We start from the raw sequence: 26,275 nt of genomic DNA, 5'->3' as shown, positions 1-26,275 counted from the left end.
CCAAATATCGTTTCTGAAGCTTGCGCCTCGGCGTAGCGCCATAAATAATTCCCTAAAGATGTTGAGAGATTGCTCTTCAGCATCCGGCACACTTTTTCAACTGGCCCTGAGTGACCTTAAGGATTCATTTGAATATCGAAACGCGTGAAATCGCCCTTGAACCGGCAGATAACCAACGACTGATGAGCTTGTGCGGTCCGATGGATGACAATGTGAAACAGCTGGAGCGCCGTTTGGGCCTTGAAATCAAACGCCGCGATAACCAGTTCACCCTCACTGGCCGCTCGCTGTGCGTGGACGCTGCCGTCAATATTCTGCGCACGCTGTACGTTGATACCGCCCCGATGCGCGGTCAGATTAAAGATATCGAACCGGACCAGATTCACCTGGCGATCAAAGAGAGCCGCGTGCTGGAACAGAGCGCTGAGAGCGTGCCGGAATTCGGCAAAGCGGTGAACATCAAGACCAAACGCGGGGTGATCAAACCGCGTACGCCTAATCAGGCGCAGTACATCGCCAATATCTTCGCGCACGACATCACCTTTGGTATCGGCCCGGCCGGTACCGGTAAAACCTATCTGGCGGTCGCTGCGGCAGTGGATGCGCTGGAACGTCAGGAGATTCGCCGCATTCTGCTGACGCGCCCAGCGGTTGAAGCCGGGGAAAAACTCGGCTTCCTGCCCGGCGATCTCAGCCAGAAGGTCGATCCCTATCTGCGCCCGCTGTACGACGCGCTGTTCGAAATGCTCGGCTTTGAACGTGTAGAGAAGCTGATTGAGCGCAACGTGATTGAAGTGGCTCCGCTGGCCTATATGCGCGGACGTACGCTCAACGACGCCTTTGTGATTCTCGATGAGAGCCAGAACACCACCATCGAGCAGATGAAGATGTTCCTGACGCGTATCGGCTTCAATTCCAAAGCGGTCATTACCGGCGACATCACGCAGATTGACTTGCCGCGCAGCACCAAATCCGGCCTGCGCCACGCCATTGAAGTGCTGGCAGAAGTCGATGAAATTAGCTTTAACTTTTTCCACAGCGAAGACGTGGTGCGTCATCCGGTTGTCGCACGCATCGTGAATGCTTATGAAGCCTGGGAAACCGCCGACCAGAAACGCCGTGATCAACAGGCAGAAGAGCGCAAACGCGAAGCTATTGCAGCGCAGCTTGCCAGCCAAACCAGCCCGCAGGAGCGTTCATGAGCGCGGTGATTCTTGATTTACAACTGGCCTGTACTGATGAAAACCATCTGCCGGCAGAGAGTGATTTTCAACGCTGGCTGGAAGCGGCGGTAACGCCGTTTCAACCAGAAAGCGAAGTCACGATTCGTCTGGTGGATGAAGCTGAGAGTAATGAGCTTAATCTGACTTATCGCGGCAAAGATAAGCCGACCAACGTGCTGTCATTCCCGTTTGAAGCACCGCCGGGGATTGAACTGCCGTTGCTCGGCGATCTGATTATTTGCCGTCAGGTTGTCGAGCAAGAGGCTGCTGAACAAGGCAAAACCGTCGAAGCGCACTGGGCGCATATGGTGGTGCACGGTACGCTGCATCTGCTGGGTTACGACCATATCGAAGATGAAGAAGCCGAAGAGATGGAGGCGCTGGAGACCGAGATAATGCTTGCTCTTGGTTATCCTGATCCGTACATTTCGGAGAAAGAAGACGCCTGAGCCGCTGGTTCAGGTTATTGCGCTGCTGGCGCGGATGCCGGCAGCCCCAATCCCTCATTAGAGAGAACTAAATAAAAACGCCATGAGCGACGACCATTCTCAAAACAGCGACGCACCCAGTAGTAAAAAGGGATTTTTCTCCCTGTTAATCAACCAACTGTTTCACGGTGAACCTAAAAACCGTGATGAACTGCTGGGGTTAATCCGCGATTCTGAGCAAAAAGAGCTGATCGATCAGGACACCCGCGACATGCTCGAAGGGGTGCTGGATATTGCCGAACAGCGCGTGCGCGACATCATGATCCCACGCTCGCAAATGATCACCCTGAAACGCAACCAAACTCTGGAAGAGTGCCTTGCGGTGATTATTGAATCCGCGCATTCACGCTTCCCGGTGATCAGCGAAGACAAAGATCACGTTGAAGGCATTTTGATGGCCAAAGACCTGCTGCCGTTTATGGCCAGCGCGTCTGAGCCGTTCAGCATCGAAAAAGTGCTGCGTCCCGCCGTGGTGGTACCGGAAAGCAAGCGCGTCGATCGCATGCTGAAGGAGTTCCGCTCGCAGCGTTATCACATGGCGATTGTGATTGATGAATTTGGTGGCGTCTCGGGTCTGGTGACCATTGAAGATATTCTTGAGCTGATTGTCGGCGAAATTGAAGATGAGTATGACGATGAAGAAGATCGTGATATCCGCCAGCTCAATCGTTACACCTATACCATGCGCGCCTTAACGCAAATTGAAGATTTTAATGAGGTCTTTGGCACCGATTTCAGCGATGACGAAGTCGATACCATTGGCGGATTGGTCATGCAGGGATTCGGCCACCTTCCCGCTCGCGGCGAAAGTATTGTCATTGATGGCTATCAGTTCAAAGTCGCCATGGCTGACAGCCGCCGTATCATCCAGGTGCATGTAAAAATTCCCGAAGACTCACCACAACCGCAACTGGAAGACGAATAATTTTATGGCTTTAGCCTCTCTTTACTCGCAGCAGCGGGTTCGCCTGCTGCTGGCGTTAATTACGGGTGCCATTGGCACCCTTTCCTTTTCCCCCTACGATTTCTGGCCCGCAGCGTTAATTTCACTGTTTGGTCTGCAACTGTTGCTGCTGGAACGTCGCACTGCGCAGGCAGCAGCGATCGGCTTTGTTTGGGGCTTTGGACTGTTTGGCAGCGGCATCAACTGGGTTTACGTCAGCATCGCCACCTTTGGCGGCATGCCCGGCCCGGTGAACATCTTCCTGGTGATTCTGCTCGCGGCCTATCTGTCGCTTTATCCAATGCTGTTTGCCCTCGTGCTCAACCGTTTCTGGCCGCGCGCCACAATCTGGCGTTTGGCTTTAGCGGCACCGGCACTGTGGCAAATTAGCGAGTTCCTGCGCGGTTGGGTGCTCACCGGTTTTCCGTGGCTGCAGTTTGGCTACAGCCAGATTGATGGGCCGCTAAAAGGCCTCGCGCCGCTGGCGGGCGTGGAAACCATTACCTTCCTGTTAATGGTGATTGCGGGCCTGCTGGTGCACGCATTGCATCATCGTACCGTGAAAAGTTTGATTGCCGCCGCGCTACTGCTGTTATTGCCGTGGCCGCTGCGCATGTTGCAGTGGTATCAACCGCTACCTGAACGCAGCGTTGATGTTGCGATGGTGCAAGGCAATATTCCGCAGTCGATGAAGTGGGATCCGCAGCAGCTGCTGAACACGCTGCGCGTTTACACCTCATCCAGCCAGCCATTTATCGGCAAAGCGCCGATCATTATCTGGCCCGAATCAGCGATAACCGATTTAGAAAGCAACCAGCAGCCGTTCCTTCGAGCGCTGGACGCTGACCTGCGCGCACGCGGCAGCTCACTGATTACCGGTATCGTGGATTCACGGGTGGAAGGCGATAATCGTTATCACGACTACAACTCGGTGATCGTGCTGGGTGGCGAGCAGCCTTACAGCTATCAGAGCCAGAACCGCTATCAGAAGAATCATCTGGTGCCATTCGGTGAGTTTGTGCCGCTGGAAGCGTTGCTGCGTCCGCTGGCGCCGTTTTTCGATTTGCCAATGTCCTCTTTCAGCCGTGGCGCCTATGTCCAGCCGCAGCTAAAAGTGTCGGGTTATAACCTGACCAGCGCTATCTGCTATGAGATTGTGCTGGGCGAACAAGTGCGCGCTAACTTCCGTCCCGATACCAACTTCCTGCTAACCGTCTCCAACGATGCCTGGTTCGGTCACTCCATCGGGCCGTGGCAGCATTTCCAGATGGCACGCATGCGCGCACTGGAGCTGGGACGTCCGTTACTGCGCTCCACCAATAACGGTGTTACAGCGGTGGTGAATGCCAACGGTGAGGTGGAGAAAGCGTTGCCACAGTTCACCCGTGATGTGCTGGAAGCCAAAGTGACGCCAACAACCGGCGAAACGCCGTATGCCAAAGCGGGCATCTGGCCGGTGTGGATGCTGACATTGATTGGCATTGTGGTGGCCATTCTGCGCCGTCGCCACTAGTTCAGGCTGCTATGCAAACAGGCGAAGTGAATACTTCGCCTTTTTTATGCGCTGTTTTCTCTTCCTTCCGTTGTGCTTTCCCCGATTCTCTGCTGGCTTTTTACACTTATTCATCGTGCTGGCACGATCATTGCTATTTATTTCAGTGATTTTCGCAAACATCGGCTTTTGTAAGCGTAGTGCAACCTTGACGCACTAATTTATGGCAATGATGCGCACTCTATTAGCGCATCGGTGAATTTTTGCCTTTTATTGGTGCGGAGCGGCTCGCAAAAAAGAAACTTTTTTGTTTCATTGCGTTAACAATTCGCTATGTTAATCACTATCCTGCGTGCAGTTGCGCTATGGGATAACTAAAAAAGCAGCACGAAATACACACAACATCACAATCTGCGCAGTTTATGTTCTGCGCGACATCCATACGAAGGAGTTGGAACATGCAGATACGCAAAGTGGCATTATCTCTTTTGCTGTTGGGAGCAGCAGCGGGAGCGGCCCAGGCGGAAGATCTCACTGGTACCCTGAAAAAAATCAATGATAGCGGCGTGATCGTCGTTGGGCATCGTGAATCATCAGTTCCCTTTTCTTACTATGACAACCAGCAAAAAGTGGTTGGCTATTCACAGGATTATTCAAACGCCATCATTGCGGCTATCAAGGCCAAACTGAATAAGCCTGATTTGCAGATCAAAATGCTGCCGATTACCTCGCAGAACCGTATTCCCCTGTTGCAGAACGGGACTTACGATTTTGAGTGCGGTTCTACCACCAACAACCTGGAACGCCAGAAGCAAGCGGCATTCTCTGACACCGTATTCATCATCGGTACGCGTCTGCTGGTGAAAAAAGGCGGCGACATCAAAGATTTCCCTGATTTGAAGGGCAAAACCGTTGTCGTGACCTCCGGAACCACCTCAGAAGTTCTGCTGCACAAGCTGAACGACGAACAGAAAATGGATATGCGCATCATTAGCGCGAAAGACCATGGCGATTCTTTCCGTACGCTGGAGACCGGTCGTGCTGTGGCCTTCATGATGGATGACGCGCTGCTGGCGGGTGAACGTGCCAAAGCCAAGAAGCCAGACAACTGGGATATCGTGGGTACGCCGCAATCGAAAGAAGCTTACGGCTGCATGCTGCGCAATCAGGATCCACAGTTCAAACAGCTGATGGATGAAACCATTGCTAAAGCGCAGACCTCTGGCGAAGCCTCAAAATGGTTTGAAACCTGGTTCAAACAGCCGATTCCACCGAAGAATCTGAACCTGAACTTCGAACTTTCAAGCGATATGCAGGCCCTGTTCAAAGCACCGAACGACAAAGCACTCTGAATTAACAACGACAACAAGGGCAGCCCCGCTGCCCTCTCGATTGCTGAACATGCGGTGCGGACAGACAGACTGTAACAGGCCGTTCCCCTGAAGCAGGATGCAAGACACCGCTCAACAATCTTATGGGTAGCCTCGCTACCCTTTTTTTACCGGAGCTCGTTATGGGTATCGATTGGAACTGGGGCATTTTTCTTGAACAGGCCCCGTTCGGCAATACGACTTACCTCGGCTGGCTGTGGTCCGGTTTTCAGGTCACCATTGCGGTGTCCTGCTGCGCCTGGATTATCGCCTTCCTGGTAGGTTCCTTATTTGGCATTCTGCGTACCGTGCCCAACCGCCTGCTGGCGGCGATTGGCACCTGCTACGTGGAACTGTTCCGTAATATCCCGCTGATTGTGCAGTTCTTCTTCTGGTATCTGGTGGCGCCAGAACTGGTGGGCGAAAAGCTGGGCATGTGGTTTAAGTCGGAGCTGGATCCGAACATTCAGTTCTTCCTCTCTTCCACCATCTGTCTCGGCTTGTTCACCGCCGCACGCGTGTGTGAACAGGTGCGCGCCGCGATTCAGTCGCTGCCACGTGGTCAGAAAAATGCAGGCTTAGCGATGGGCCTGACGCTGCCGCAAACCTACCGCTATGTGCTGTTGCCGAATGCGTATCGCGTGATTGTGCCGCCGATGACCTCGGAAATGCTTAACCTGGTGAAGAACTCGGCGATCGCCTCGACCATCGGTTTGGTGGATATGGCCGCGCAGGCCGGCAAGCTGCTGGATTACTCCGCGCATGCCTATGAATCCTTTACCGCCATCACTCTGGCGTACGTCGGCATTAATCTGGTGATCATGCTGATTATGAGTGTGGTAGAACGCAAAATTCGCCTGCCTGGCAATATGGGAGGCAAATAATGTACGAGTTTGACTGGAGTTCGATTGTTCCCAGCCTGCCTTACCTATGGAATGGCTTGATCATTACCTTCAAGATCACCGCGATTGCCGTGGTGTTTGGCATTATCTGGGGCACGATTTTGGCGGTGATGCGTTTGTCGCCGATCGCGCCGGTGCGCTGGTTTGCCAAGCTTTACGTCAACCTGTTCCGCTCCGTACCCCTGGTGATGGTGCTGCTGTGGTTTTATTTGGTGGTGCCCGCATTCCTGCAGCAGGTACTGGGCTTATCGCCTAAATCGGATATCCGCCTGATTTCCGCCATGGTGGCTTTTGCGCTCTTTGAAGCGGCGTACTATTCGGAAATCATCCGTGCCGGTATTCAGAGCATCTCTCGCGGCCAATCCAATGCCGCACTGGCGCTTGGCATGACGCATTGGCAATCGATGAAACTCATCGTGCTGCCGCAAGCGTTCCGCGCCATGGTGCCGCTGCTGCTAACCCAGGGCATCGTGCTGTTCCAGGATACCTCGCTGGTCTATGTACTGAGCCTGGCTGATTTCTTCCGCACCGCGTCCACCATTGGTGAGCGTGACGGAACCCAGGTTGAAATGATTTTGTTTGCTGGTCTGGTCTACTTTGTGATCAGCCTGAGCGCTTCGCTGTTGGTTACCTATCTGAAAAGAAAGAGGACGGTTTAAATGATTAGCCTGAAAAATGTTTCAAAGTGGTATGGGCACTTTCAGGTGCTGACCGACTGCTCCACCGAAGTGAAAAAAGGTGAAGTGGTGGTGGTCTGCGGTCCGTCTGGCTCAGGTAAATCAACGCTGATTAAAACCGTGAACGGCCTGGAGCCGATTCAAAAGGGCAGCATTCAGGTGACCGGCACCGAAGTGAACAACAAAAAAACCAACCTTGCTCAGTTACGTAGCAAAGTCGGCATGGTGTTTCAGCACTTCGAGCTGTTCCCGCATCTCAGCATCATTGAGAACCTGACGCTGGCGCAGGTTAAAGTGCTGAAGCGTGACAAAGCGGCCTCGCGTGAGAAAGCCCAAGGCCTGCTAAAACGCGTCGGGCTCTCTGCGCACGCGGATAAGTTCCCTGGTCAGCTTTCTGGTGGTCAGCAGCAGCGCGTGGCAATCGCGCGTGCGTTATGTATGGATCCGGTGGCGATGCTGTTTGATGAGCCGACGTCAGCGCTTGATCCTGAAATGATCAACGAAGTGTTGGACGTGATGGTTGAATTAGCCAATGAAGGCATGACCATGATGGTGGTGACGCATGAGATGGGCTTTGCACGCAAAGTCGCCAACCGCGTGATCTTTATGGATGAAGGGAAAATTATCGAAGACACCAATAAGGATGACTTCTTTAACAACCCGCAATCCGATCGTGCCAAAGACTTCCTGGCGAAGATTCTGCACTGATTCAATATCCTCAAGCCAGGTGCGCATTAATGCGCACCCTACAAAATCACCTCACTTTTGTAGGGTCGTCATTAATGACGACCTGGCTACCTTTCATCAGGGTTCAAACGGCTGACGCTGGAACTGATCGTGCCCACACTCCGGGCAGCGCGTTAAGCTCTCTGGCGTATAAATCGCCCGCGTGAAGCCGCACTTCTCACAGACTAAATTCCCCAGGCCGACCACTTCGCCGCTCTGGTAGACGCCGTGATGGCGCAAATCCTGAAACACTTCACGCCACTCCAACTGACTTTTATCGGTGATATCCGCCAGTTCTTTCCACAGGCTTTCGCGAATCACGCGCAAAAACACCGAATCGCCAACCACATCAGAAGACTCCTGATAGCTCAGCGCAAACTCGTGTAAATCGCGGCGCACGGCGCGCATTACTTCATTCACCTCGGCGGGCGACAGCGTTTTTTTCGCCAGCAAACTTTGCCGCGCCTCGGCCACCAGCGCATCAACATTGCGCTCGCCATGATCCAATCGCTGGGATAATGCTTCAATCGTTGCACGGTATTCCTGCGCCACGTTATTCATTTTGTTCTCCTTTTCGCTGCGGATACTGCTGTTAAGTTTAGCGGTTTTGTCACAATTGCATGGGCAGCAACCGAAGAAATCACAAAAGGGTGAAAGCGGCGGCGCATTCGGCAGAAATCCGGCCTGCGAGGGCGTGAAAAGTTGTTGAGGCGCAGCCTTATGGGTATGCTATGCGGATCTAAAAGTATGCTTAGCGATTTTCACAAAGGACCACAGGCAGCCATGCAAGAGCAATACCGCCCGGAAGAGATAGAATCCCGCGTCCAACAACACTGGGACGAAAACGAAACCTTTAAAGTGACCGAGCAGGAAGGCAAAGAGAAATATTACTGCCTTTCGATGCTGCCCTATCCTTCTGGCCGCCTGCACATGGGTCACGTGCGTAACTACACCATTGGCGATGTGATTGCGCGCTACCAGCGTATGCTCGGCAAAAACGTCCTGCAGCCGATTGGTTGGGATGCATTTGGTCTGCCAGCGGAAGGCGCTGCGGTAAAAAACAACACTGCGCCTGCGCCGTGGACCTACGACAATATCGCCTACATGAAGAACCAGCTGAAATTGCTGGGCTTTGGCTACGACTGGAGCCGCGAACTGGCGACCTGCCAGCCAGAATACTATCGCTGGGAACAGTGGTTCTTCACCAAGCTGTATGAAAAAGACATGGTCTACAAAAAGACCTCTGCGGTGAACTGGTGCCCGAACGATCAAACCGTACTGGCCAACGAACAGGTTATCGACGGCTGCTGCTGGCGCTGCGATACCAAAGTTGAGCGCAAAGAGATCCCACAGTGGTTCGTTAAAATCACCGCCTATGCGGAAGAGTTGCTTAACGACCTCGACAAGCTGGAAGATTGGCCGGAACAGGTCAAAACCATGCAGCGCAACTGGATTGGCCGTTCTGAAGGCGTGGAAATCACCTTTGACGTTGCCAACAGCGCCGAGAAGCTGACCGTTTACACCACCCGTCCAGACACCTTTATGGGCGCTACTTATGTAGCAGTAGCTGCAGGTCATCCTCTGGCGCAGCAAGCGGCTGCCACTCATCCTGCGCTGGCTGAATTCATCGACGAATGCCGTACCACCAAAGTCGCCGAGGCTGATATGGCAACGATGGAGAAAAAAGGCATGGCCACCGGCCTGTTTGCTATCCATCCGCTGACCGGTGAAGAGATTCCGGTGTGGGTTGCTAACTTCGTATTAATGGAGTACGGCACCGGCGCGGTAATGGCCGTTCCAGGCCACGATCAGCGTGACTGGGAGTTCGCCACCAAATACAACCTGAACATCAAGCCAGTGATCCTGAATCTTGACGGTTCAGAACCGGATGTAAGTGCTGCCGCGATGACCGATAAAGGCGCACTGTTCAACTCAGGTGAATACAACGGTCTGGATCATCAGGCGGGCTTCAACGCCATCGCCGACGCACTGGCAGCCAAAGGCGTGGGCGAGCGTAAAGTAAATTATCGTCTGCGCGACTGGGGCGTTTCCCGTCAGCGTTACTGGGGTGCACCAATCCCAATGGTGACGCTGGAAGATGGCACCGTGATGCCAACGCCAGAAGATCAGTTGCCGGTCATCCTGCCAGAAGACGTAGTGATGGACGGCATCACCAGCCCAATCAAAGCCGATCCTGAGTGGGCCAAAACCACCGTTAACGGCCAGCCGGCGCTGCGTGAAACCGACACCTTTGACACCTTTATGGAGTCATCCTGGTACTATGCGCGCTATACCTGCGCCAACTACCATGAAGGCATGCTGGATCCGGCGGCGGCGAACTACTGGCTGCCGGTCGATCAGTATGTTGGCGGTATCGAACACGCCATCATGCACCTGATGTATTTCCGCTTCTATCACAAGTTGCTGCGTGATGCTGGCCTGGTGAACTCTGATGAGCCGGCCAAACGCCTGCTTTGTCAGGGCATGGTACTGGCTGATGCGTTCTACTATCTCGGCGTGAACGGCGAGCGTAACTGGGTTTCTCCGGTTGACGTCACCGTTGAGCGCGATGAGAAAGGCCGCATTATTAAAGCCATCGACAATGAAGGTCGTGAAGTGGTTTACGCCGGCATGAGCAAAATGTCGAAGTCGAAAAACAACGGCATCGATCCACAGCTGATGGTTGAGCGTTACGGTGCAGATACCGTACGTCTGTTCATGATGTTTGCTTCGCCAGCAGAGATGACGCTGGAGTGGCAGGAATCGGGCGTTGAAGGTGCCAACCGCTTCCTGAAGCGCGTGTGGAAACTGGCTTACGAACACATTGCCAAAGGCGCGACCGTGGCGCTGGACGTCAACAGCCTGAATGACGATCAGAAAGCGCTGCGTCGCGATCTGCACAAAACCATCGCCAAAGTGGCCGATGACGTGGGTCGTCGTCAGACGTTCAACACCGCCATCGCCGCCATCATGGAACTGATGAACAAGCTGATCCGTGCCCCGCAGGAGAGCGAGCAAGATCGCGCGCTGCTGCAGGAAGCGCTAGTCGCTGTGACGCGTCTGCTCTATCCGTTCACCCCGCACGCCAGCTTTGTATTGTGGCAAGCGCTGGGCGGCGAAGGCAGCATTGACGAAGCCAGCTGGCCGGTAGCCGATGAAGCGGCCATGGTGGAAGATTCGCTACTGGTCGTGGTGCAGGTGAATGGCAAAGTGCGCGGTAAGATTACCGTTGCGACGGATGCCACGCAGGAGCAGGTGCAGGCGCGTGCTGCGCAGGAGCATTTGGTGGCGAAATATCTGGATGGCGTCACCATTCGTAAAGTGATTTATGTCCCCGGCAAACTGCTTAACCTGGTCGTAGGTTAAGTTCAGGAGGAACTGTGCGACAACTGTTTATCAGGCTGTTTGTCCTGCTTGCGGTATTGATTACCGCAGGCTGTGGTTTCCACCCGCGCGGCACCACCTCGGTGCCGAGTGAGATGAAAACCCTTATCGTCCAGAGCGGCGATCCCTATGGCCCACTGGCGCGAGCTGTACGTCAGCAGCTGCGTATCAATAACGTAAATATTGTTGAAGACAGCGAAGAAGCGAGCGCGAAATACCCAACTCTGCGTCTTGGGTCTGCGAGACAGGGTCGCGATACCGCATCGGTGTTTATCAGCGGTACCACTGCTGAATACTCGCTGGTGATGACGGTCACAGCACAGGTTCTGCTGCCGGGTAAAGGTATCTACCCGATCAGCACGACTGTGTATCGTTCTTTCTTCGACAACCCGAACGCCGCACTGGCTAAGGATGCCGAGCAGACAATGATCGTGGAAGAAATGCGCCAGCGTGCGTCTGAGCAGTTAGTCCGTAAATTGCTGACGGTGCATGCTGCACAGATAAATAACAAATCAACGCTAACCGAGCCTGAGGCGATATTACCAGGCGAGGATTCGCCGGAAGTCCCTTCTTCCTCAGCCACCAGTCTGCAATGATCAGGATTTATCCTGAACAACTGAGCGCGCAGCTTCGAGAGGGGCTGCGCGCCTGTTATTTTCTCACCGGTAATGAACCTCTGCTGATTCAGGAAAGCGCGGATGCGATCCGAGCTACCGCCAGCGCACAGGGATTTGAAGAGCACTTCAGCGTCGTTATTGATGCGCAAACCGATTGGAATGCGATCTTCGTTAGTTGCCAATCGCTCAGCCTGTTTACCCAACGCCAAACCCTGACGCTACAACTGCCAGAAAACGGTCCAAACGCCGCTATCGCCGAGCAGTTGGTGAAACTCTCCACGCTGCTACACGGCGATATTTTGCTGGTGTTGCGCATGGCGAAATTAACTAAGGCGCAGGAGAACAGCGCCTGGTTCAAAGCGCTGAGCGCGCAGGCGGTGTTGGTGCCGTGCCAGACGCCTGAACAAGCGCAACTGCCGCGCTGGGTGGCGAGTCGCGCCAAAGCGATGAAGTTGAGCGTTGATGATGCAGCGATCCAGCTGCTTTGCTACTGCTATGAAGGGAATCTGCTGGCGCTGTCGCAGGCGCTGGAACGCTTATCGCTGTTGTGGCCGGATGGCAAATTGACGCTGCCGCGCGTCGAGGCCGCCGTCAACGATGCCGCGCACTTTACCCCGTTCCATTGGGTGGATGCGCTGCTGGCGGGAAAAAGCAAACGCGCCCTGCACATCCTGCATCAGCTGGAGAAAGAGGACAGCGAAGCGGTGATTCTGCTGCGCACGCTGCAACGCGATTTACTCACGCTGCTGCATCTGCAACGTAATCAGGCCAAACAAGCGCTGCGCACGCTAATGGATCAGCAACGCATCTGGCAAAACCGCCGCGCGTTGTTTACCGAAGCCTTGCAGCGCCTTGATGCGCAGCGTTTACAGCGTGCGGTGCATTTGCTGGCAGAGCTGGAACTCAGCATGAAGCAGGATTACGGCCAAAACCTGTGGCCGCAGCTGGAAACGCTGTCGCTGCTGCTGTGTCACCGCGATTTCCCACTGAGCTTTACCGATGTCTAAACTCTACGCCCTGTTTGGCGGCACCTTCGATCCGATTCACTACGGCCATCTCCGCCCGGTTGAAGCGCTGGCCCAGCAAGTGGGTTTGAAAAAGGTCACATTGCTACCCAACAACGTGCCGCCGCATCGCCCGCAGCCGGAAGCCAGTGCGCAACAGCGCGTTGAGATGCTGCGCTGTGCCATCGCCGATCGCCCACTGTTTGATATCGATACGCGTGAACTGGAGCGTGCTACGCCGTCCTGGACGGTGGCTACGCTGGAAGCACTGCGTGCGGAACGCGGGACAGAACAGCCCCTCGGGTTTATCATCGGCCAGGATTCTCTGCTAACGTTAGCCAAATGGCATCGCTGGCAAGATTTGCTGTCGCTGTGCCATTTGCTGGTGTGTAAGCGTCCGGGTTACGCCGCCCAGATGGAAACCCCTGAGATGCAGCAATGGCTTGATGAGCATCTCGCCGATGATGTGCAGCAGCTTCATCACTCACCTGCAGGACACATCTGGCTGGCAGATACGCCGCTGCTCGACATTTCCGCCACCGAAATCCGTCAGCGCCGCCATGCAGGGATCTCCTGCGCGGATTTACTGCCAGATGCAGTGATCGACTACATCGATAGCGTTGGCTTATATCGCAGCTAAAGGCAGCATGCTATACTGCGCCGCTTCATTTTCGGCTACCTTTCTCGCATCGTTAGCCCGTCCGTAATCACCTGTTTTTAAGGGGAACCTTTTGCAAGGTAAAGCACTCCAAGAATTCGTTATTGATAAGATTGATGATCTCAAAGGCCAGGACATCATTGCTATTGATGTTCAGGGCAAATCCAGCATCACCGATTGCATGATTATTTGCACCGGCACTTCAACACGTCACGTCGCTTCTATCGCCGATCATGTGGTGCAGGAATCGCGCACTGCGGGCCTGAGGCCACTGGGTGTTGACAGCAAAACCGCCTCCGATTGGGTGGTCGTTGACCTGGGTGACGTGATTGTGCACGTGATGGAAGCAGAGAGCCGCCAGCTGTACGAGCTGGAAAAACTCTGGAGCTAAGACGTGAAACTGCAGCTTGTAGCCGTCGGCACTAAAATGCCCGACTGGGTTCAGACCGGTTTCATGGAGTATCTGCGCCGCTTCCCGAAAGATATGCCGTTTGAACTGATCGAAGTGACTGCCGGCAAACGCGGCAAGAACGCCGACATCAAACGCATTCTGGAAAAAGAAGGTGAAGCGATGCTGGCCGCCGTTGGCAAAGGCAATCGTATTGTCACGCTGGATATCCCCGGGCAGCCTTGGGAAACCCCACAGTTGGCGCAGCAACTTGAACGCTGGAAACTGGATGGCCGCGATGTCAGCCTGTTGATCGGCGGTCCGGAAGGACTGGCACCCGCGTGCAAGGCCGCTGCCGAACAAAGCTGGTCACTGTCAGCGCTCACGTTGCCACATCCGCTGGTGCGTGTGCTGGTAGCGGAAAGCCTGTATCGTGCGTGGAGCATCACCACGAATCATCCTTATCATCGTGAATAAACGCCTGACAACCCCAGACAATAAATGTAGCGGATGAAATTACAGAGCAACGCCTTTCGCGATTACACTGCCGAACAGAAACTTTTTGTCCGCCGAGCATTGGTGGCTTTTGTTGGCATCCTGCTGCTCTCCAGCATTCTGGTGGTCAATATGTACCACCTGCAAATACTGCGCTTTGACGACTACAGCACCCGTTCGAATGAAAACCGCATCAAACTGGTGCCGGTGGCGCCGAGTCGCGGCATCATTTTTGATCGTAACGGCGTGCCGCTGGCGTTGAATCGCACCATCTATCAGGCCGAACTGATGCCGGAAAAGGTCGAAAACCTGAAGCAGACCTTACAGGATCTGCGTCCGGTGCTGGATCTGACCGACGACGATATCGATGCGTTTGAAAAAGAGCGCAAACGCTCACGCCGCTTTACCTCGATTCCGGTCAAAATCGGTTTAAACGAGGTGCAGGTAGCGCGTTTTGCCGTCAATCAGTACCGTTTTCCTGGCGTGGAAGTAAAAGGCTATCAGCGCCGCTACTATCCTTACGGCCAAACGCTGACGCACGTGGTGGGCTACGTCTCTAAAATTAACGATCGCGATGTCACACGCCTCGATCAGGAAGGCAAATGGCCGAACTATGCGGCTACCCATGATATCGGCAAGCTCGGCATCGAAAACTATTACGAAGATGTGCTACACGGCAAAACCGGCTATGAAGAGGTTGAAGTTAACAACCGTGGCCGCGTCATCCGTCAGCTGCACGAGCAGTCTCCGCAGGCCGGACGCGATATCTATCTGACGGTTGACCTCAAGCTGCAGCAATACATCGAAACCTTGCTGACCGGCAGCCGCGCGGCGGTGGTGGTGAGCGATCCGCGCACCGGCGAAATCCTTGCGCTGGTATCAACGCCGAGCTACGACCCGAACCTGTTTGTCGACGGCATCTCCAGCAAAGATTACAAAGCGCTGTTAAGCGACGAAAACCGTCCGCTGTATAACCGTGCGCTGCAAGCCTCCTATCCACCGGCTTCCACGGTGAAACCTTATGTTGCCGTATCGGCACTGAGCGCAGGCGTGATCAACCGCAATACCAGCCTGTTCGATCCTGGCTGGTGGCAACTGCCCGGCTCGGAAAAGCGCTATCGTGACTGGAAAAAATGGGGCCACGGCCGCCTGAACGTCACCAAATCGCTGGAAGAATCAGCGGATACCTTCTTCTATCAGGTCGCCTATGATATGGGCATCGATCGCCTGTCGGAGTGGATGACTAAGTTTGGTTACGGCCATCGCACCGGCATTGACCTGCCGCAGGAGAGCGCGGGCAACATGCCTACACGCGAGTGGAAGCTTAAGCGCTTTAAGAAACCGTGGTATCAAGGTGACACCATTCCGGTGGGTATTGGTCAGGGCTACTGGACCGCGACACCGATTCAGATGAACAAAGCGATGATGATTCTGATTAACGACGGTGTGATCAAGGTGCCGCACTTACTGCGCGCCACGCGTGAAGGCCAAACCATGGTGCCCTATCGCCAGCCGCCGGATGCACCGATTGGCGACATTCACTCAGGCTACTGGGAAATTGCTAAAGACGGCATGTATGGCGTAGCTAACCGCGCCAACGGTACGGCACACAAGAGTTTTGCCGATGCGCCTTACAAAATCGCCGCCAAATCCGGTACCGCACAGGTTTACGGCCTGAAAGAAAATGAAGTCTATAACGCGCACAAGATTGCAGAGCGCTTGCGCGACCATAAATTAATGACCGCTTACGCGCCGTACGATAAGCCGCGCGTGGCCGTCACCATGATTCTGGAAAACGGCGGCGCAGGTCCGGCTGTTGGCACCGTGATGCGCCAGATTCTCGACCACATTATGTTAGGCGACAATAATACCGTGCTGCCAGAAGCCGCACCGATGCCGCCCGGCTACGAAGGTGAATAACAATGTCCATGAACGATAGTCCGCAGAAAAGATCGATCTGGACGCGCATCCATATCGACCCGCTGTTTATGCTGATCATTCTCAGCTTGCTGACCTACAGCGCCATTGTCATCTGGAGCGCCAGCGGACAGGATCCCGGCATGACCGAGCGTAAGTTCGGGCAGATTGCCATGGGCATCGTCATCATGCTGGTGCTGGCGCAGGTGCCGCCGCGCGTTTACGAAAGCTGGGCACCCTATCTCTATATTGTCTGCGTGATATTGCTGATCGCGGTGGATGCCTTTGGCCACATCAGTAAAGGCGCACAGCGCTGGCTCGATTTGGGTTTTGTGCGCTTTCAGCCCTCGGAGATCGCCAAGATTGCCGTGCCGCTGATGGTGGCGCGCTTTATTAACCGCGATGTCTGTCCGCCGACGCTGAAAAACACCGGCATCGCGCTGGTGCTGATTTTCATGCCGACGCTGCTGGTGGCGGCACAGCCTGACCTGGGTACGTCGATTCTGATCGCCGCTTCCGGTCTATTTGTGCTGTTTTTATCCGGTATGAGCTGGAAGCTAATTGGTATCGCCGTGCTGCTGGTGGCGGCCTTTATCCCGATTTTGTGGTTCTTCCTGATGCACGATTATCAGCGTGACCGCGTGATGATGCTGCTCGACCCGGAAAGCGACCCGCTCGGCGCCGGTTATCACATTATTCAGTCGAAGATTGCTATCGGTTCCGGTGGCCTGCGCGGCAAAGGCTGGCTGCATGGCACCCAATCGCAGCTGGAATTCCTGCCTGAGCGTCATACCGACTTTATTTTTGCCGTGTTAGCGGAAGAACTCGGCCTGGTTGGCGTGTTGTTATTGCTGGTACTCTATTTGCTGCTGATCATGCGCGGACTGATTATTGCGGCGCGCGCGCAAACCACCTTTGGTCGCGTGATGGCGGGCGGTTTGATGCTGATTTTATTCGTTTATGTTTTCGTTAACATTGGCATGGTAAGTGGTATCTTACCGGTGGTTGGCGTACCGCTGCCGCTGGTGAGCTACGGCGGATCGGCATTGATTGTGTTAATGGCTGGATTTGGCATTGTGATGTCGATCCATACTCATCGAAAAATGTTATCTAAAAGCGTTTAAGAGGCTGCACATGCGTAAGGACTGGCTTGGGGTTGCACTGGCATCATTGGTACTGGCTGCCTGTTCCACACCGGAACCGCAGAATAATACTGCGCCACCGCAACCGGCCTATAACGGCCCGGTAGTGGAAATTCCTGGCGTGGAACCACGCTATGAACCGATCAATCCTTCCACCAGCCAGGATTACAGCGTCAACGGTAAAAACTACCGCGTGATCAAAGATCCGTCGAACTACAGTGAAGTGGGTTTAGCCACCTGGTACGGTGACGAAGCGCAGGGTAATCGCACTGCTATCGGTGAATCTTACGATCCGGAAGGCATGACAGCCGCGCACCCTACGCTGCCGCTGCCGAGCTATGTGCGCGTCACTAACCTCGCCAACGGTCGCCAGATTGTGGTGCGCGTTAACGATCGCGGTCCTTATACGCCAGGCCGCATTATCGACCTGTCGCGTGCGGCGGGCGATCGCCTGAATATCTCTAACAATACCCGCGTGCGCGTTGATTACATCAAAGTGGCTCCGGATGGCTCAGTTTCTGGTCCCGGCACCATCGGAACCACCGTCGCCAAACAGAGCTATGCCCTGCCCGCGCGTCCGGACCTCGGCGGCGGTATGGTGATGATGGGCGGTAGCGCCAATGCGGCACCCGCGCCTGCACCGCAAGATGTGCGCGCCGTAGATAACAGCACCTTGCAAAGCAGTGACAGCATGGGTGCGCCAGTGCAAAGCAGCGGCTTTCTCGGCGCACCGCAGCCGTTAGCCACGGGTGTGCTGGAAGGCAGCGAGCCGGTTGCCGCACCAGCAGCAGCCCCCTCTTCCGCGCCAACCGCAGCAGCAGCGCCTCCCAGCAGCCAGAATGCCCATGCCGGCAGCGGTTATGTGGTGCAGGTTGGTGCGATTAACGATCCAGCGCGGGCGCGCCAGCTGGCGGAAAGCCTGGGTAAACGTTTTGGCGTACCGGGCACCGTTGAAGCCAATGGCAACGTCTATCGTATTCAGTTAGGTGGCTATAAAAGCCGTGCCGAAGCCGCCGCGTTGCAGCAGCGTCTAAACACTGAAGCGCAAATGAGCTCATTTATTACCACTGCCCGTCCATCAATGTAACGGACAGTGACATTTCCTGCTGAAACTGATTTGCAAAGCAAGATGTGGCCCGATCGGGCGTTTGCTATAGTTAGGCACTTTTTTCACTCTAAACCCACGGATGTTGTAGTCCTGAACATGAATACGCTGAAACCTTCTCGTTTTCTGAAACGCCTGACAGTGGGATCACTGGTCGCTCTTTCTCTCAGCCATGCCGCTTTTGCGGACGATATTAACCTTAAGACTATGATTCCGGGCGTACCGGACATTGATGCTGAAGCTTATGTGCTGATCGACTATAACTCCGGCAAAGTGCTGGCCGAAAAGAACGCGGATGCACGCCGCGATCCGGCAAGTTTGACCAAAATGATGACCAGCTACGTGATTGGTCAGGCGGTCAAAGCGGGCAAAATCCATAACGATGACATCGTGACCGTGGGCAAAGATGCCTGGGCAACCGGTAATCCGGTATTCAAAGGTTCATCCCTGATGTTCCTGAAGCCAGGCGATCGTGTACCGGTTTCTCAGCTGACGCGCGGCATCGTGCTGCAATCAGGTAACGACGCTTGTGTGGCGATGGCGGATTATGTTGCCGGCAGCCAGGACGCATTCGTTAACCTGATGAACAACTACGTTGGCGCACTGGGCCTGAAAAACACCCACTTCCAGACCGTGCACGGTTTGGATGCCGAAGGCCAATACAGTTCGCCGCGCGATATGGCGTTGATCGGCCAGGCGCTGATCCGTGACGTGCCCGATGAGTACGCGGTTTACCGTGAAAAAGATTTCACCTTTAACAACATCAAGCAGACTAACCGCAACGGTTTGCTGTGGGATACCAGCCTGAACGTGGATGGCATCAAAACTGGTCACACAGACGCAGCGGGCTACAACCTGGTAGCCTCTGCCACTGAAGGCCAGATGCGTTTGATCTCCGCAGTGATGGGCGGTCGGACTTATAAAGGCCGTGAAACCGAGAGCAAGAAATTGCTGACGTGGGGCTTCCGCTTCTTCGAAACCGTGGCACCGCTGAAAGCAGGCAAAGAATTTGCGTCTGAGCCCGTGTGGTTCGGTGACAGCGATCGTGTTCAGCTGGGCGTGGAAAAAGATGCCTATCTGACCATCCCACGTGGCCGCATGAAAGACCTGAAAGCCAGCTATGTGCTGAACAACACTGAACTGCACGCACCGCTGCAGAAAAATCAGGTCGTGGGCAGCATCAACTTCCAGTTGGATGGCAAAACCGTTGAACAGCGTCCGCTGGTGGTGCTGAACGAAGTGAAAGAAGGCGGTTTCTTCGGCCGCATCATCGATTACATCAAACTGATGTTCCACCACTGGTTTGGCTAAGGCGCGCTTGAAAAAACGCCAATTTGCCCCCAAATAAGCTACTATCTTTGCTCCCGCCTCGGCGGGAGCCTGTTTTTTTAAGCTCCGGAGTTAATGTATGAAAACCAAATTGAATGAACTGCTCGAATTCCCTACGCCTTTCACCTACAAAGTGATGGGTTTGGCGCAACCGGAGCTGGTTGATCAAGTGGTTGAAGTGGTGCAGCGCCACGCGCCAGGCGATTACAAACCGGACGTTAAGCCAAGCAGCAAAGGCAACTATCACTCGGTTTCCATTACCATCATCGCCACCCACATTGAGCAGGTTGAAACCCTGTACGAAGAGCTGGGCAACATCGAAATCGTGCGTATGGTGCTGTAATTCTGGCGCTGGCAAAGTCCGCTTTGCCAGCGTTATACTCTGCCTTCCACTCTTTACCGGATCTCTGCTTTGTCAGCTAATACGCTTCTTGTTCGTCAACTCGGCCAGCGCGATTGGCAACCCATCTCCGATGCGATGCATCACTTTACCGATCAACGCGACAGCAACACCGCCGATGAAATCTGGCTGGTGGAACATCATCCCGTGTTTACCCAAGGTCAGGCAGGTAAAGCCGAACATCTGCTGATGCCGGGCGATATTCCGGTGGTACAAAGCGATCGCGGCGGCCAGGTCACCTACCATGGCCCCGGCCAACAGGTGATGTATGTGCTGATCGACGTGAAACGCCGCAAGATGGGCGTGCGTGAGTTGGTGACGGCACTGGAAGAAACGGTGATCGCCACGCTCGCCGACTACAACATCCGCGCCCGTGCGCGACCGGATGCGCCAGGCGTGTACGTGGGCGATGACAAGATTTGTTCGCTGGGGCTGCGCATCCGTAAAGGCTGCTCGTTTCACGGCCTGGCGCTGAATGTGGCGATGGATCTCGCGCCCTTCCTGCGCATCAATCCGTGCGGTTATGCCGGAATGCAGATGACGCAGCTCAGCCAGCTGCAGCCGGGCGTTACGCCCGCCGATGTGCAGCCGCGTCTGGTGCAGCATTTCGCCCGTTTGACCGGATTTACCCAACTGGAATGGCAAAGTGATGCCGCAGTCTGACCTTGACTGTACGTGCGCATTTACAAAATTGTAACTTTTGCACTGGCTAATCGGCTGCTTATGGGCAGACGAGATGATATAATTTTTGCCATATTTTCAAAAAAAGTTGAAAGCCTGGTTCTCAGTTTGAGTGAGGAAGCTTTCAAATCGCAATCCCGACCGGAACCTGCAGATTTATGAGTAAACCAATTCAGATGGAACGTGGCGTCAAGTATCGCGATGCCGACAAAATGGCGCTAATCCCGGTGAAAACCGTGATGGTTGAGCGTGAAGAAATTCTGCGTAAGCCGGAATGGATGAAGATCAAACTGCCTGCGGATTCCAGCCGCATTCAGGGCATCAAAGCCGCGATGCGTAAAAACGGTCTGCACTCAGTGTGTGAAGAAGCCTCCTGCCCTAACCTTGCCGAGTGTTTTAACCACGGCACCGCGACCTTTATGATCCTCGGCGCAATTTGTACCCGCCGCTGCCCATTCTGCGACGTGGCCCATGGCCGTCCGAATATGCCTGACGCCAACGAACCGCTGAAACTGGCCCAAACCATCGCCGATATGGCGCTGCGTTATGTGGTGATTACTTCGGTGGATCGTGATGACCTGCGCGACGGCGGTGCTCAGCACTTTGCCGACTGCATCAGCGCGATTCGCGAAAAAAGCCCAACCATCAAAATTGAAACGCTGGTGCCGGACTTCCGTGGTCGTATGGATCGCGCGCTGGACATCCTCACCGCGACGCCACCTGATGTGTTTAACCACAATCTGGAAAACGTGCCGCGCGTTTACCGTCAGGTCCGCCCAGGCGCCAACTACGATTGGTCACTGAAGCTGCTGGAGCGTTTCAAAGAAGCACATCCGGATATCCCGACAAAATCGGGTTTGATGGTGGGCCTTGGCGAAACCAATGCCGAGATCATTGAAGTGATGCGCGATCTGCGTCGCCACGGCGTCACCATGCTGACGCTGGGACAGTATCTGCAACCGAGCCGTCACCACTTGCCGGTACAGCGCTACGTTAGCCCAGCCGAGTTTGATGAGATGAAAGAGGAAGCGATGGCGATGGGCTTCACCCATGCCGCCTGCGGCCCGTTTGTGCGCTCGTCTTATCACGCCGATATGCAGGCCAAAGGTCTGGAAGTTAAGTAATATTCCTCGCGATTGCGTTCTTAATAGGGCGCAATCGCAAAAATCCCCCCACACCCACTTAATCTTTGTCGCAAACCTGACGCTTTAACCGCTGAGGCCATAAGAGCCTGTTCATTTTTTCTCAGTGTATTTTTTGAAGGTCAGATTATGCAAACTTCCTTTCATAGAAAGGCGCTCGATGTACTACGAGCACCGGATGTGTCAGGTCCATCCTCAGAGGCGCGGCACTATGGCGCATCAGAAGAGAGCCTGGAGGCGCTAAAAACGCGCACCACGCCGAAAGACATCACCAATCCCTATACGTCAGCGCACGCGTCCTGTGCCAATGCGTTTATCGCTACCGCCATCAGTATTGAGCATCGCTACAACGAGATGCATCTGCAACTGCCGCTTCCTGAAAAGGCGTGGGTTAACGCGGAAGTGGCCCTTGCTCAGCCAGCAGTGACGATCCTGCCAGCAATCTCCCCGTCCCCAACCCTGCACATGACGCATTCATTGATTGCATATGATGCAGAAAACCAATGGAACTTTGAGCTGCTGGGGGCGGAGATTACGATGCCAGTTTCATCAAACTGGGCAGCAGAATCCAACCCGCAATTTATTGACGTGGCGATACATGAACTGTTGGCATTGCCTGACCAGCCTGCCAGCGAACCGGCATCGTGGGTAACGATCACAACGCTTGCCGCAGTGGAGAGCGAAGTAACCATCAACCGCAATACACAGGATGAAAACGGCAATACCCTATTCAGTGGTGATGCGCCTGTAGGTTCTATCTTGCTTTTCTACATTGATGATGTGCTGGTTGGAAGCCAGGAGATTGCGGATGACGGTCAATGGCAGTTTGCACTGCCTGCGGATTTGCCCGCCGCTCAGCATACGTTCAGTGCCATGCCGAGCAGTGCGCAGGGCGTGGTTGGCAACAAAATCGACTGGCTATTTGTCATCGAAGCCAAACCCAGCATCATTCTGTTGCCAATCGAGGACGGTCAGCTGGATATGATTGATGCGGCGCTAATCGACTGGGTCCCTCCACAGGATGAAACGCCAGTGTCACTGTTGCCGTTGGTTTTAACTGACCTGATGCTTGATGACTGGCAAACCCAGGATGGGATCACTACCTATCCATCAATGGTTCACACCAGCTTGTTTGATCTACATGAACAAGGTGTTGCCAGCATTGTTTGGCACTAAGACGCAAAAAAACAAAAACCAGACTGACAACAGTCTGGTTTTTTATCAACGTAATAAATATTTACACTTATTGACGTTCGGCGCAGAGATTACTCTTTGTGGCTGACACGTTCAGCAGGCGCTTCTTCAACGCTGCTTTTGGATGCGCCGGATTCATCATCTTTCATGGCTTTCTTAAAGCCTTTGATTGCGGAACCCAGATCGCCACCCAGTGAACGTAACTTGTTGGTGCCAAAAAGCAGTACGATGAGCGCACCGATGATCAGCAGTTTGGCAATACTGATACCTTCCATAATTTACCTTTCAACCAATGTGAAAAACCGACCTGACTATTAACGCGCAGTTTATAAACGGCCTCAACTGCAATCTGTAACAGAGTGAGACCGCCTAAATAAAGCGGCTGAGAAACGCCTGCGTGCGCGGATGCTGCGGATTACCAATCACTTGCTCCGGACTGCCCTGCTCCACCACCACGCCACCATCCATAAACACCACGCGATCGGCCGCCTCACGCGCGAAACCAATTTCATGGGTCACCACAACCATGGTCAGACCTTGATCGGCTAATGTGCGCATGGTGGCCAGCACTTCGCCGACTAACTCCGGATCGAGTGCCGAAGTGGGTTCATCGAACAGCATCAGCGCCGGTTTAATCGCCAGCGCACGCGCAATCGCCACACGCTGCTGTTGCCCCCCTGACAGATGACGCGGCCAGGCATCGGCTTTGTCACTCAATCCCACGGTCGCCAGCAGTTCACGGGCATGCTTGAGCGCGTCCTGCCGCGCAAATTTGTGCACACCAATCGGCGCTTCAATGATGTTTTGCAGCACCGTCATATGCGGATAGAGGTTGAACTGCTGAAACACCATACCGATTTTCTGACGCTGATGAGCAATTTTACGCGCCGACAGGCGATGCAAAATACCACGCTTCAGCTCGTACCCGATCTGATCGTCACCCACCATAATCGAACCGGCATTCATGTCTTCCAGATGATTAATGCAGCGCAAAAAGGTAGATTTACCCGAACCCGATGGCCCGAGAATCACCACCACTTCACCGGGAAACACATCGAGATCGATGCCTTTCAGCACCTCATTATCGCCATAACTCTTCTGCACATTACGCGCACGCACCAGCGGCTGAACGTCACTCATACATCCTCCTTCAGACGGTGCGCGACGGCTGGCGCGGCTTCGTTAGCGGCAACACGACGTTTGTTCACCACCGTGCGGGTAGTGCCGCGAGCGTAGTAACGCTCGATGGCGGACTGACCCACGTTGAGAATCGAGGTGATAAACAGATACCAAATCACTGCAACCATCAGCATCGGGATAATTTCAAAGGTGCGGTTATACACGGCCTGCACCGAGTACAACAGATCGCCCATGGCGATCACACTCACCAGCGAGGTCGCTTTGATCATGCTAATCAACTGGTTGCCGGTTGGCGGAATGATCGAACGCATCGCCTGTGGAATGATGACACGGCGCAGCGCGCGGCTGCGGCTCATGCCAAACGCCTGCGTGGTTTCAACCTGACCGTTATCCACGGACAGCAAGCCAGCACGAATGATCTCGGCCATATAGGCCGCTTCATTAAGCGCCAGTCCAGCAATCGCTGCGGTCAATGGCGTAATCAGATCGTTGGTATTCCAGCTGGCAAAGGTGATATCCGTCCACGGAATAGTGATCGAGATCGTGGGAAACAGCGTCGACAGGTTGTACCAAAAGATCAGCTGCACCAGCAGCGGCGTACCACGGAAAAACCAGATGTAGAGCGACGATAAGCCGCTCAGCAATTTGTTATCCGAAAGACGCCACACGCCCAGCAACAGCCCCAGCAGCGTGCCAAGAATCATCGACACCACCGTTAAGCCGAGCGTAACCTGCAGGCCTTTCATCACCGAACCTTCGGTGAACCACTGTAGCACGACGTTCCACTCAAAATTGGGGTTGGTCGCCACCAGCCAGAGGAAGTCTGCGGCAATAACCAGCACCAAAATCCATGAGATCCAGCGCCCATAAGTGGGCGCACTGCGGGCAAAAGCCACATCGCGCTGCTGCACGTCGGCCTTATCCCTGGCTCGCGAATTGTTGGTGACCGGACTCATTTTGCTGCCCCTTGCGCCAGGTTACGTCCCGGTTGCTGCAACACGTTGCCGTCTAACTTCCACTTCTTCATGATGGCCGCGTAGGTGCCGTTACTGAACAGCTCTTTGTAAGCATCCAGCACCACATTGCCGAGTTCCGACCCCTTCGGTACCACGGTGCCCTGGAAAATGTCGCCAAAGCCGTTTTTCTTGCCTTTGCCCGACAGCTCCAGCTGACCGTTAGCCTGTTCGATAAAGTAAGTCAGTGGCGCCTGCGATGAGAAGAAGGCATCGGAGCGTTTTGAGCGCACGGCTAAAATCGACGACGGCTGATCGGTAAAGGATTGCACCACCACCGCCGGTTTACCCGCCGCGACACAGGCATCGGACTGCTTACGAATCACCTGCTCCGCTGAACCCGCCGCCATCACCGCAATGCGTTTGCCGCAGGTATCTTCCAGACCGTTAATCTTGGATGGATTGCCTTTCTGCACGCCAAACACCACGAACTCCTGTACGAAGTCGATAAAATCGACCTTCTGCTGACGATCCGGATAATCCCCAATCGGCCCAATCGCCATCTGGTAACGGCCAGAATTAATACCGGTGAGCACGCCCGATAAACCGCTGACGGTGGCATGTTCAATCTTCACGCCCAGCAGCTGTGCCAGCGCTTCGGTGAGATCGGCGGAGGCACCATCCATTGAGTGCGGACCGTTAACGATCTCGTACGGAGGAAAGGAGCCGTTGTTCACCGAGATCATTTTGCCGCTGCTTTTAATCTCTGCTGGCAGACGATCGTGCAGTGCCTGATCCACTTTTTGCGCCGGAATAGCGTCGGCTGCATGAGCCAGGCAGGCCGTCAGGCCCAATGAAAGCACGATGGCGGTAGCAAGAATTTTCATCAGTCAGATTCCCCAGCG

The 26,275-nt window shown here is 54.4% G+C and carries 27 protein-coding genes; 22 read left to right on the top strand and 5 right to left on the bottom strand.

Going from position 1 to position 26,275, the window contains the following annotated elements:
- Window positions 1-128: 128 nt before the first annotated feature.
- From AC6I8A_RS05955 to AC6I8A_RS05920, 8 genes are all read left to right on the top strand, one after another.
- Entirely contained in the window at window positions 129-1,202 is a 1,074-nt protein-coding gene (locus tag AC6I8A_RS05955) for a PhoH family protein (protein ID WP_008103649.1), read from the top strand.
- Window positions 1,199-1,672 (top strand): rRNA maturation RNase YbeY, encoded by a 474-nt coding sequence (gene ybeY, locus AC6I8A_RS05950; protein WP_256695912.1) that lies wholly within the window; start codon window positions 1,199-1,201, stop codon window positions 1,670-1,672. Before AC6I8A_RS05955 ends, ybeY begins: the two co-directional genes overlap by 4 nt.
- Window positions 1,673-1,754: 82 nt before the next feature.
- Complete coding sequence (gene corC, locus AC6I8A_RS05945; RefSeq protein WP_256695911.1) at window positions 1,755-2,636, top strand: CNNM family magnesium/cobalt transport protein CorC; 882 nt, start codon at window positions 1,755-1,757, stop codon at window positions 2,634-2,636.
- Between the two features lie 4 nt (window positions 2,637-2,640).
- On the top strand, window positions 2,641-4,167 hold the full coding sequence (lnt, locus tag AC6I8A_RS05940) for an apolipoprotein N-acyltransferase (RefSeq protein ID WP_497818179.1): 1,527 nt from the start codon (window positions 2,641-2,643) through the stop codon (window positions 4,165-4,167).
- Between the two features lie 437 nt (window positions 4,168-4,604).
- Window positions 4,605-5,498, top strand: coding sequence for a glutamate/aspartate ABC transporter substrate-binding protein (locus AC6I8A_RS05935; RefSeq protein WP_061717387.1), 894 nt, complete (start codon window positions 4,605-4,607; stop codon window positions 5,496-5,498).
- Window positions 5,499-5,659: 161 nt separating this feature from the next.
- Window positions 5,660-6,400, top strand: coding sequence for an amino acid ABC transporter permease (locus tag AC6I8A_RS05930; protein ID WP_008103659.1), 741 nt, complete (start codon window positions 5,660-5,662; stop codon window positions 6,398-6,400).
- Entirely contained in the window at window positions 6,400-7,077 is a 678-nt protein-coding gene (gene gltK, locus AC6I8A_RS05925; protein WP_007890689.1) for a glutamate/aspartate ABC transporter permease GltK, read from the top strand. Before AC6I8A_RS05930 ends, gltK begins: the two co-directional genes overlap by 1 nt.
- The gene (locus AC6I8A_RS05920; RefSeq protein WP_008103661.1) at window positions 7,078-7,803 is read left to right on the top strand and encodes an amino acid ABC transporter ATP-binding protein; all 726 of its coding nucleotides are present in this window, start codon (window positions 7,078-7,080) and stop codon (window positions 7,801-7,803) included.
- Between the two features lie 96 nt (window positions 7,804-7,899).
- Here the strand turns inward: AC6I8A_RS05920 and AC6I8A_RS05915 are convergent, their stop codons facing one another.
- A complete protein-coding gene (locus tag AC6I8A_RS05915; protein WP_497818178.1) occupies window positions 7,900-8,382 on the bottom strand; it encodes a zinc ribbon-containing protein in 483 nt (160 codons plus the stop codon).
- Between the two features lie 222 nt (window positions 8,383-8,604).
- On the opposite strand from AC6I8A_RS05915, the gene leuS reads away from it, so the two are divergent.
- The 14 genes from leuS to AC6I8A_RS05845 all read left to right on the top strand — a co-directional run bounded on the left by leuS (window position 8,605) and on the right by AC6I8A_RS05845 (window position 23,259).
- Window positions 8,605-11,187, top strand: coding sequence for a leucine--tRNA ligase (gene leuS / locus AC6I8A_RS05910; RefSeq protein WP_479490040.1), 2,583 nt, complete (start codon window positions 8,605-8,607; stop codon window positions 11,185-11,187).
- Window positions 11,188-11,201: 14 nt separating this feature from the next.
- A complete protein-coding gene (gene lptE, locus AC6I8A_RS05905; RefSeq protein WP_497818177.1) occupies window positions 11,202-11,801 on the top strand; it encodes an LPS assembly lipoprotein LptE in 600 nt (199 codons plus the stop codon).
- On the top strand, window positions 11,798-12,829 hold the full coding sequence (gene holA / locus AC6I8A_RS05900) for a DNA polymerase III subunit delta (RefSeq protein WP_497818176.1): 1,032 nt from the start codon (window positions 11,798-11,800) through the stop codon (window positions 12,827-12,829). Before lptE ends, holA begins: the two co-directional genes overlap by 4 nt.
- A complete protein-coding gene (nadD, locus tag AC6I8A_RS05895; RefSeq protein WP_436331601.1) occupies window positions 12,822-13,466 on the top strand; it encodes a nicotinate-nucleotide adenylyltransferase in 645 nt (214 codons plus the stop codon). Before holA ends, nadD begins: the two co-directional genes overlap by 8 nt.
- A gap of 91 nt (window positions 13,467-13,557) precedes the next feature.
- The gene (rsfS, locus tag AC6I8A_RS05890; RefSeq protein ID WP_061717393.1) at window positions 13,558-13,875 is read left to right on the top strand and encodes a ribosome silencing factor; all 318 of its coding nucleotides are present in this window, start codon (window positions 13,558-13,560) and stop codon (window positions 13,873-13,875) included.
- 3 nt (window positions 13,876-13,878) lie between these two features.
- Window positions 13,879-14,349 carry a 23S rRNA (pseudouridine(1915)-N(3))-methyltransferase RlmH gene (gene rlmH / locus AC6I8A_RS05885; RefSeq protein WP_008103678.1) on the top strand — a complete coding sequence of 157 codons (471 nt, stop codon included), beginning with the start codon at window positions 13,879-13,881 and terminating at the stop codon, window positions 14,347-14,349.
- Window positions 14,350-14,382: 33 nt separating this feature from the next.
- The gene (mrdA, locus tag AC6I8A_RS05880) at window positions 14,383-16,287 is read left to right on the top strand and encodes a peptidoglycan DD-transpeptidase MrdA (RefSeq protein WP_256695903.1); all 1,905 of its coding nucleotides are present in this window, start codon (window positions 14,383-14,385) and stop codon (window positions 16,285-16,287) included.
- An 8-nt stretch (window positions 16,288-16,295) separates the two neighbouring features.
- Window positions 16,296-17,408 (top strand): peptidoglycan glycosyltransferase MrdB, encoded by a 1,113-nt coding sequence (mrdB, locus tag AC6I8A_RS05875; RefSeq protein ID WP_036648258.1) that lies wholly within the window; start codon window positions 16,296-16,298, stop codon window positions 17,406-17,408.
- Window positions 17,409-17,418: 10 nt separating this feature from the next.
- Window positions 17,419-18,513 carry an endolytic peptidoglycan transglycosylase RlpA gene (gene rlpA / locus AC6I8A_RS05870; protein ID WP_497818175.1) on the top strand — a complete coding sequence of 365 codons (1,095 nt, stop codon included), beginning with the start codon at window positions 17,419-17,421 and terminating at the stop codon, window positions 18,511-18,513.
- Window positions 18,514-18,630: 117 nt separating this feature from the next.
- Window positions 18,631-19,842 carry a D-alanyl-D-alanine carboxypeptidase DacA gene (gene dacA / locus AC6I8A_RS05865; RefSeq protein ID WP_256695901.1) on the top strand — a complete coding sequence of 404 codons (1,212 nt, stop codon included), beginning with the start codon at window positions 18,631-18,633 and terminating at the stop codon, window positions 19,840-19,842.
- A gap of 97 nt (window positions 19,843-19,939) precedes the next feature.
- Window positions 19,940-20,203 carry a DUF493 family protein YbeD gene (ybeD, locus tag AC6I8A_RS05860; RefSeq protein WP_008103691.1) on the top strand — a complete coding sequence of 88 codons (264 nt, stop codon included), beginning with the start codon at window positions 19,940-19,942 and terminating at the stop codon, window positions 20,201-20,203.
- A gap of 69 nt (window positions 20,204-20,272) precedes the next feature.
- Window positions 20,273-20,923, top strand: a complete 651-nt coding sequence (gene lipB, locus AC6I8A_RS05855) for a lipoyl(octanoyl) transferase LipB (protein ID WP_256695900.1) — start codon at window positions 20,273-20,275, stop codon at window positions 20,921-20,923.
- A gap of 176 nt (window positions 20,924-21,099) precedes the next feature.
- A complete protein-coding gene (gene lipA / locus AC6I8A_RS05850; protein WP_265299571.1) occupies window positions 21,100-22,065 on the top strand; it encodes a lipoyl synthase in 966 nt (321 codons plus the stop codon).
- A gap of 147 nt (window positions 22,066-22,212) precedes the next feature.
- The gene (locus tag AC6I8A_RS05845) at window positions 22,213-23,259 is read left to right on the top strand and encodes a hypothetical protein (RefSeq protein WP_436331605.1); all 1,047 of its coding nucleotides are present in this window, start codon (window positions 22,213-22,215) and stop codon (window positions 23,257-23,259) included.
- 89 nt (window positions 23,260-23,348) lie between these two features.
- Here AC6I8A_RS05845 and tatE read toward each other — a convergent pair whose 3' ends face one another.
- The 4 genes from tatE to AC6I8A_RS05825 all read right to left on the bottom strand — a co-directional run bounded on the left by tatE (window position 23,349) and on the right by AC6I8A_RS05825 (window position 26,257).
- Window positions 23,349-23,552 (bottom strand): twin-arginine translocase subunit TatE, encoded by a 204-nt coding sequence (tatE, locus tag AC6I8A_RS05840; protein WP_256695897.1) that lies wholly within the window; start codon window positions 23,550-23,552, stop codon window positions 23,349-23,351.
- A gap of 94 nt (window positions 23,553-23,646) precedes the next feature.
- Window positions 23,647-24,417 (bottom strand): amino acid ABC transporter ATP-binding protein, encoded by a 771-nt coding sequence (locus tag AC6I8A_RS05835; protein ID WP_436331606.1) that lies wholly within the window; start codon window positions 24,415-24,417, stop codon window positions 23,647-23,649.
- Window positions 24,414-25,373, bottom strand: coding sequence for an amino acid ABC transporter permease (locus AC6I8A_RS05830; protein ID WP_256695895.1), 960 nt, complete (start codon window positions 25,371-25,373; stop codon window positions 24,414-24,416). Before AC6I8A_RS05830 ends, AC6I8A_RS05835 begins: the two co-directional genes overlap by 4 nt.
- Window positions 25,370-26,257, bottom strand: a complete 888-nt coding sequence (locus tag AC6I8A_RS05825) for an ABC transporter substrate-binding protein (RefSeq protein ID WP_479486800.1) — start codon at window positions 26,255-26,257, stop codon at window positions 25,370-25,372. Before AC6I8A_RS05825 ends, AC6I8A_RS05830 begins: the two co-directional genes overlap by 4 nt.
- Window positions 26,258-26,275 lie beyond the last annotated feature (18 nt).

Source organism: Pantoea sp. X-Soil-ISGK-275 (assembly GCF_059730795.1).
This window is presented reverse-complemented; position numbering and strand designations above follow the sequence as displayed.

Coding starts and splice junctions, on each gene's coding strand:
- AC6I8A_RS05845 (WP_436331605.1), top strand. CDS start 22,213: ATGCAAACTTCCTTTCATAGAAAGGCGCTCGATGTACTACGAGCACCG.
- AC6I8A_RS05835 (WP_436331606.1), bottom strand. CDS start 24,417: ATGAGTGACGTTCAGCCGCTGGTGCGTGCGCGTAATGTGCAGAAGAGT.
- mrdA (WP_256695903.1), top strand. CDS start 14,383: ATGAAATTACAGAGCAACGCCTTTCGCGATTACACTGCCGAACAGAAA.
- AC6I8A_RS05915 (WP_497818178.1), bottom strand. CDS start 8,382: ATGAATAACGTGGCGCAGGAATACCGTGCAACGATTGAAGCATTATCC.
- tatE (WP_256695897.1), bottom strand. CDS start 23,552: ATGGAAGGTATCAGTATTGCCAAACTGCTGATCATCGGTGCGCTCATC.
- mrdB (WP_036648258.1), top strand. CDS start 16,296: ATGAACGATAGTCCGCAGAAAAGATCGATCTGGACGCGCATCCATATC.
- AC6I8A_RS05930 (WP_008103659.1), top strand. CDS start 5,660: ATGGGTATCGATTGGAACTGGGGCATTTTTCTTGAACAGGCCCCGTTC.
- rlpA (WP_497818175.1), top strand. CDS start 17,419: ATGCGTAAGGACTGGCTTGGGGTTGCACTGGCATCATTGGTACTGGCT.
- AC6I8A_RS05920 (WP_008103661.1), top strand. CDS start 7,078: ATGATTAGCCTGAAAAATGTTTCAAAGTGGTATGGGCACTTTCAGGTG.
- corC (WP_256695911.1), top strand. CDS start 1,755: ATGAGCGACGACCATTCTCAAAACAGCGACGCACCCAGTAGTAAAAAG.
- nadD (WP_436331601.1), top strand. CDS start 12,822: ATGTCTAAACTCTACGCCCTGTTTGGCGGCACCTTCGATCCGATTCAC.
- gltK (WP_007890689.1), top strand. CDS start 6,400: ATGTACGAGTTTGACTGGAGTTCGATTGTTCCCAGCCTGCCTTACCTA.
- holA (WP_497818176.1), top strand. CDS start 11,798: ATGATCAGGATTTATCCTGAACAACTGAGCGCGCAGCTTCGAGAGGGG.
- AC6I8A_RS05935 (WP_061717387.1), top strand. CDS start 4,605: ATGCAGATACGCAAAGTGGCATTATCTCTTTTGCTGTTGGGAGCAGCA.
- AC6I8A_RS05825 (WP_479486800.1), bottom strand. CDS start 26,257: ATGAAAATTCTTGCTACCGCCATCGTGCTTTCATTGGGCCTGACGGCC.
- lipA (WP_265299571.1), top strand. CDS start 21,100: ATGAGTAAACCAATTCAGATGGAACGTGGCGTCAAGTATCGCGATGCC.
- leuS (WP_479490040.1), top strand. CDS start 8,605: ATGCAAGAGCAATACCGCCCGGAAGAGATAGAATCCCGCGTCCAACAA.
- ybeY (WP_256695912.1), top strand. CDS start 1,199: ATGAGCGCGGTGATTCTTGATTTACAACTGGCCTGTACTGATGAAAAC.
- AC6I8A_RS05830 (WP_256695895.1), bottom strand. CDS start 25,373: ATGAGTCCGGTCACCAACAATTCGCGAGCCAGGGATAAGGCCGACGTG.
- lnt (WP_497818179.1), top strand. CDS start 2,641: ATGGCTTTAGCCTCTCTTTACTCGCAGCAGCGGGTTCGCCTGCTGCTG.
- dacA (WP_256695901.1), top strand. CDS start 18,631: ATGAATACGCTGAAACCTTCTCGTTTTCTGAAACGCCTGACAGTGGGA.
- ybeD (WP_008103691.1), top strand. CDS start 19,940: ATGAAAACCAAATTGAATGAACTGCTCGAATTCCCTACGCCTTTCACC.